Origin of the sequence: Methylobacterium sp. ME121 (genome assembly GCF_000974725.1) — a bacterium.
In the GTDB taxonomy this organism is placed as follows: Bacteria; Pseudomonadota; Alphaproteobacteria; order Rhizobiales; family Beijerinckiaceae; genus Methylobacterium; species Methylobacterium radiotolerans.
The window spans coordinates 1-5,737 of record NZ_BBUX01000136.1 but is presented as its reverse complement, the minus strand read 5'-3'; the positions used below and the strand labels follow the sequence as shown (position 1 = coordinate 5,737).

Sequence of the window (5,737 nt, the reverse complement as noted above, 5' to 3'; positions counted from 1 at the left end):
CCGCGGCCGGCGCGGCGGACCCGGTCGTCGCCGAGCGCGGTCCGACCCTCCGGCGGCTGCCGTCGATCGCCGAACCCATGCGGCTCTGGGGCGAGAACGGCCGCCTGAGCTTCGCCTTCTACGCCACCGAGGCCGAGGCGCGGGCGGGCGGGCGCTTCCAGGTCGGCTACATGGCCGCGGTCTCGATCCTACCCGACACCGCGCGGCTGACGCTCAGCGTCAACGGCGCCGCCCTCGGCAGCGGCGCGATCGACGGCAGCCGCGGTCTCCGCAGCCTCGCCTTCGACCTGCCCGCGGGGACGCTGGCCCGGGGCTTCAACCGGATCGACATCGCCGTGGCGCAGCGCCACCGCGTCGACTGCGCGGTCCCGGCGACCTACGAGCTGTGGACGCAGATCGACCCCGAGACGACCGGCCTCCTCGCGGTCACGGACGGCCCGCAGGCGCCGGCCGATCTGGCGGCGATCGGCGGCGGCCCCGACGGAGCGGTTCCGATCCGGCTGCTCCAGACCGGCGGGAAGCTCAGCCCGCGCGCCGTGGAGCGGGCGCTCGCCGCCCTGCAGGCCGCGGTTCTCCTCGGGGGCTTCCGGCAGCCCGCGGCGGAGTTCGCGCCGGCCGTCGAGGCCGGCGACGGGCTGGCGCTCGCGGTCGGGCGCGTCTCCGAACTGGCCGCGAGCCTGGATCTGGCGCCGCTCGGCCCCGTGACCGGGCCGCGCCTCGCCCTGCTGCCGCGGAACGCGGAGCGTCGCCCGGTCCTGGTCGTCACCGGGCCGGAGGACGCCGACGTGACCGCGGCCCTGGGGCAGCTCGAGGATCTCGCGCGCGCCGACCGGCCGGGGACGCCGCAGGGCCGCCGGGCCCTGGCCGATGCGGGCGGCCGCGCGGTCTCCGGGGGCGAGACCCTGACCTTCGCGGATCTCGGCATCCCGGACGCCCACGTCGCCGCGCGCACCCACCGGATCGCCTTCGACCTCGCGCTGCCGCACGATTTCATGCCGGCCGATTACGACAAGCTGATCCTCGACCTCGACGCCGCCTATCCGGCCGGTCTCGCCCCCGGCGCCCAGATCGTCGTGGCGATCAACGGCGCCGCCGCGGCGAGCACGCCGCTGGGCCGGCCGGGCGGCGAGGCGATGACCCGGCGCGCGGTGGTCCTCCCGCTGCGGCTGCTCCGGCCCGGCCAGAACCGGATCGCGGTCCGCGCGGAGCTGCCGCGCGGGGACGACCGGGCCTGCCCGGACGAGGCGGCGGTGCCGACCGAGCGGCTGTTCCTGGCCGCCACGAGCCGCCTGACCCTCCCGCCGCTCGCGCGGATCGGCCGCCAGCCCGAGCTCGCCGAGACCGTCGCCGAGGCCTTCCCGTACGCGACGGCCGGCCGGCGCCCGACCCTCGTGGTGCCCAATCCCGATCGGGACACGATGGCGGCGGCCGCGACCCTCGCGGCGCGGCTCGGCCTCGCCGCCGGGCGGGTGCTGCCCTTCGCGTTCGCGGCCGGCCGGGCCGGGATCTCCGGGCCGGCCGTGGTGGTCTCGCCCGCCCCGGCCCTCGACGGCACCGTGCTGGCCGCCGCCGGCCTCGATCCCCGGGCCGTGTTCGACGCCTGGGCCGGGCGGGACGCCGTGCCGGCGCGCGAGAGCGGGCCGGCGCTGCGGCGGCGCGTGCTGCGGACCGACGGCCTCGCCGCCTGCAGCGCCCTGGTGCGCCCCGCGCCCGACGCCGTGGCCGAAGCCGCGACGCGGTCAGGCGCGCGGCCGTCCGCCCCCGTCCTGACGGACGCCGCCGCTCTCCTGGCCCAGGGCGTGACCGGGCCCGCCCCGGACGATCTGGTGACCCTGGTGACGGCGCCGAGTTCGGCGGGCCTGCGCGAGGCGGTGGCCTGCCTCGTCCATCCGCGGGTCTGGACGCGGCCCGCGGGGCGTCTCGCCGCGCTCTCGTCCGTCGACGGCGGCGTGGCGGTCGAGGCGGCGGCCGAGCCCCGCTACGTGGCGACCCTGGCCCCGGCCCCGGGCAACCTCCGCCGCGTCGCGGCGGGCTGGCTCTCGCTTCACGCCGGCCTCTTCGGCCTCGCCGGCCTGCTCCTGGCCGGCGGCCTCGCCGGCTCGACCCACCTGCTCGTGCGCAACCTCGGTCGGAGACCGGAATGAGCGTCCTGATAAGCGTCCTCCTGCGCGGCCTCGCCGGCCTCTGCGTCCTGACCCTCCTGGCCGCCCGCCCGGCGCTCGCCGCGACGGCCTCGGCCCCGCCCCTCGCCGGCACCCTCCGGAACGCCGAGGCGTGGCGGGCCTACAAGGCCCGGTTCGTCAGCGAGCAGGGACGCGTGGTCGACACCGCCAACGGCGGCATCAGCCACAGCGAGGGCCAGGGCTACGGGATGCTGCTCGCGGTGGCGGCGGGCGACCGCGAGACCTTCGAGCGGATCTGGACCTGGACCCGGGCGAACCTGATGGTCCGCGACGACCAGCTGATCGCGTGGCGGTGGGAGCCGGACAAGCGCCCCGCCGTGGCCGACATGAACGACGCCTCGGACGGCGACCTGCTCGTCGCCTGGGCGCTCACCGAGGCCGCCGAGGCGTGGCACGAGCCCGAGCATCAGGTCGCCGGCCGCCGGATCGCCGTCGAGCTCGGGCGCAAGCTGCTCCTGCCGCGCGCGCCGCAGGGTCCGCTGATCCTGCCGGCGGTGGCGGGGTTCTCGGCCGAGGATCGGGCGGACGGCCCGGTGGTGAACCTCTCCTACTGGGTCTTCCCGGCCCTCGACCGGGTCGGCCTGCTCGCGCCCGAGTTCGACTGGCGGGCGCTCGCGCGCAGCGGGCGCCGGCTGATCGCGGCCGCCCGCTTCGGGTCGCAGCGGCTGCCCGTGGAGTGGATCTCGCTGTCCGGGGCCGCGCCCCGCCCCGCCGACGGGTTCCCGGCGGAGTTCGGCTACAACGCGCTGCGGATCCCGCTCTACCTCGCCATGGCGGGCATCACCGAGCCGGATCTCTACGCGCCGTTCCTCGCCCTGTGGCAGAAGCCCGAGGCCGGGCTGGCGCTGGTCGAGACCGGGACCGGACGGGTCGCCGCGCGGCTGACCGAGACCGGCTACGCCGCCATCCCGGCGCTGGCCGCCTGCGCGAGCCGCGGTGCGCCGTTCCCGGCGGCCCTGACGCGCGTCCGCGCCGAGAGCGAGAACTACTACCCCGTTACCCTGCAGCTGCTGGCCCTGGCGGCCCTGAACGCGCGGTACCCGGCATGCGCACCGCGCTGATCCTCGCCGCCCTGCTGGCCGCCGCTCCGGCCGCCGCCGCCGGCGCGACCGCCGGGCCCGCCGCCAGGCCGGACGAGACCGCCCTGCGCTACTACGCGAGCCAGCACCAGCGCGCGCGGGTGGAGGCCGAGACGGAGCGGCTGCGGCGGCGCCATCCCGGCTGGCAGCCGCCGGCCGATCTCTGGACCGCGCGCGCCGGCGGCGAGGACGAGGACGGCCTCTGGGACCTGCTCGGCGCCGGCCGCGACGCGGATCTCGCCGCCGCGCTCGCCGGCCGCGCCCGGGCCGAGCCGGGTTGGACGCCCTCCCCGGCGCTGCAGTCCGCCCTGTCCGCGCGCGCGCTGCGCGAATCCTGCCTGTCCCTCGCCAGGGCGGGCCGCTGGCCCGACCTCGCGACCCTCGCCGCCGGCCGCGCCGCCGACATCGCCGCGGCCGACGCCGAGGTGGTCTGGGCCGTCGCCGAGGCCTACGGCCGGACCGAGCGGCCCGAGAAGGCCTACGACCTGCTGCGCGGCGCGCTCACCGGCGGCCAGTTCGGGCCCGAGGAGCGGCGGGTCAGCCTGCTGCGGGCGATGCAGATCCTGCCGATGGCCGATGTCGACCGGCTGGCCGCCCTCGGCGAGGCCCGGGACCTGGACGCGATCCGCGTCGACCTCATCCGCGGCCGGATCGGCGCCGTGCTCCACGACGAGGCCGGGCAAGCGGTCTCGGCCCACGACCTCGCGGCGTTCGAGGCCTACGCGGAGGCCGCGCCCGATCCCGACCAGGCCGCCCTCGTCGCGTGGCTGGCGTTCAAGCGGCGCGACCTGCCGACGGCCCTCGCGTGGTTCAAGCGCGCCGTCGCGCGGGGCGGCGACGCCATGGTGGCGCACGGCCTCGCCCACACCCTCCGTCTCCTCGGCCGGCGGCGCGACGCGGAGGACGTCGCCTACGCGTGGCGGGCGCCGCTCGTGAACAACAGCCTCCTGTTCATCGACCTGCTGGAGACGGATCTGACCCGGGCGGACCCGCCCGCCATCGAGCCGGAACGGCTCAGGCGCTACGCCGAGGTCACCCTGGCGACGGCCTCGGGCGAGGGCGCGCAGGCCCTCGGCTGGTACGCCTACAACCGCTGCCAGTTCGACACGGCCCTGGGCTGGTTCCGGCGCGCCGTGGCTTGGTACCCCAAGGAGGCGACGGTCTACGGCTACGCCCTGTCGCTGCGCCGGACGCGCCAGGAGCGCACCTTCCTGGAGGTCGTGAACCGCTACGACGGGCTGTTCCCGCGGGTGGTCGACCTGCTGTTCCAGAGCGCCGCGGCCCGGCCGATGCCCTGCGAGGCGCCGGAGTCCCGGACGGCCAGGGCCGAGCCCGCGGCGAGCGCCGGCTATCTCGAACTCGCCGCGGTGACCGGCCCGGCCGCGCGCGGCCGCGTGCCGCCGCCCGACGAGATCGCCGCCGACCGGACGCCGGCGCCGCCGGCGATCCGGCGCAGCGACTTCCCGGTGGCGGTGCTCATGGAGAACGACCTGCGCGCCGCGCCGACCGGGAGCCCGGTCACCGAGGCGCGCTGGTCGGCGCGGCCGCGCGGCCGCGCGCCCACGGTCGCCCGCCGCGTGCCGGGCGTCGGGCCGATGCCCTACGAGCGCTACGGCTTCGCGCTCCTGCCGGCCTGGAACGGCGGCGAGCAGGCGAGCCAGCCGAGCGCCGCCGACAGCCCGGCGCCGCGGGGGACCCTCTGGGCCGACGAGCAGGCCGCGCGGGCCGGCACGGAGCCGGGCGGCCCCGCGGACCGGGAGGCGCCGGCGACCACGGGCGCCCTCGGCGCGCGGCAAGCGATACGTAACCAGACCGTGCGAGAGACGACGCCGTGACGTTCCCTGTCCGCCCCCTCCGCGCCCTGGCGCTGACCGCCCTCCTCCTCGGCGCCTGCACGGCCCGGGACGCGGCGCGCTCCGTCGCCGGAACCCCGCGCTACGCCAGCCTGGACGCGATCGCGGACGGGCGGCTGCCGGCCTCGGCCGATCCCGGCCGTCCCGCCACGCCGATGGCCGTCCTGCCGGACTGGGCGGGCCGGCCGGTGCGACTGCGGGAGCACGACGGCGCCGACGCCTTCGAGCAGGCCGTGTCGCTGAGCCCCGCGCCCCGCGGCGCGGGGGGCGAGAACGGCATCCTGCTGCGCATGCCCCGCGGCAGCGCGACCGGGGAGGCGAGCCTCGCCGGCGGCCGGCCGACCGAGACCGGCATCCGCGCCGAGCTCGCCGCGGCCTTCCCCGGAACGGCGATGCAGGTCGTGACCCGGCCCGCCGCCAACGCCTACGGGCCCTACGGACTCGCGGTCGGCCGGGCGGCGGGGGGGGCCCGCTGCCTCTACGCCTGGCAGTGGATCGCCGCCGCCCCCGATCTCGACCCGGCCTCCGGGCGACCCGGCCCGGTGTCCCTGCGGATCCGGCTCTGCCGCGACGACATCACCCTCGAGGCGATGGCCGCCGCGATCACGCAGATCACGCTCGT

Annotated in this window: 4 protein-coding genes; all 4 read left to right on the top strand. The window is 78.3% G+C overall.

The genetic code is table 11. From position 1 onward, the window contains the following. Positions 1 to 2,144, top strand: a 2,144-nt coding sequence (locus ME121_RS32270) for a cellulose biosynthesis cyclic di-GMP-binding regulatory protein BcsB (RefSeq protein WP_059410294.1), incomplete at its 5' end; no start/stop codon positions are given. Next, positions 2,141 to 3,244 (top strand): family 8 glycosyl hydrolase, encoded by a 1,104-nt coding sequence (locus ME121_RS32265; protein ID WP_029361688.1) that lies wholly within the window; start codon positions 2,141 to 2,143, stop codon positions 3,242 to 3,244. The genes ME121_RS32270 and ME121_RS32265, both read left to right, overlap by 4 nt. Beyond that, on the top strand, positions 3,229 to 5,097 hold the full coding sequence (locus ME121_RS32260) for a hypothetical protein (protein ID WP_059410293.1): 1,869 nt from the start codon (positions 3,229 to 3,231) through the stop codon (positions 5,095 to 5,097). Before ME121_RS32265 ends, ME121_RS32260 begins: the two co-directional genes overlap by 16 nt. Continuing rightward, a partial coding sequence (gene bcsN / locus ME121_RS32255; protein ID WP_491892941.1) for a cellulose biosynthesis protein BcsN occupies positions 5,094 to 5,737 on the top strand: 644 nt, incomplete at its 3' end. The genes ME121_RS32260 and bcsN, both read left to right, overlap by 4 nt.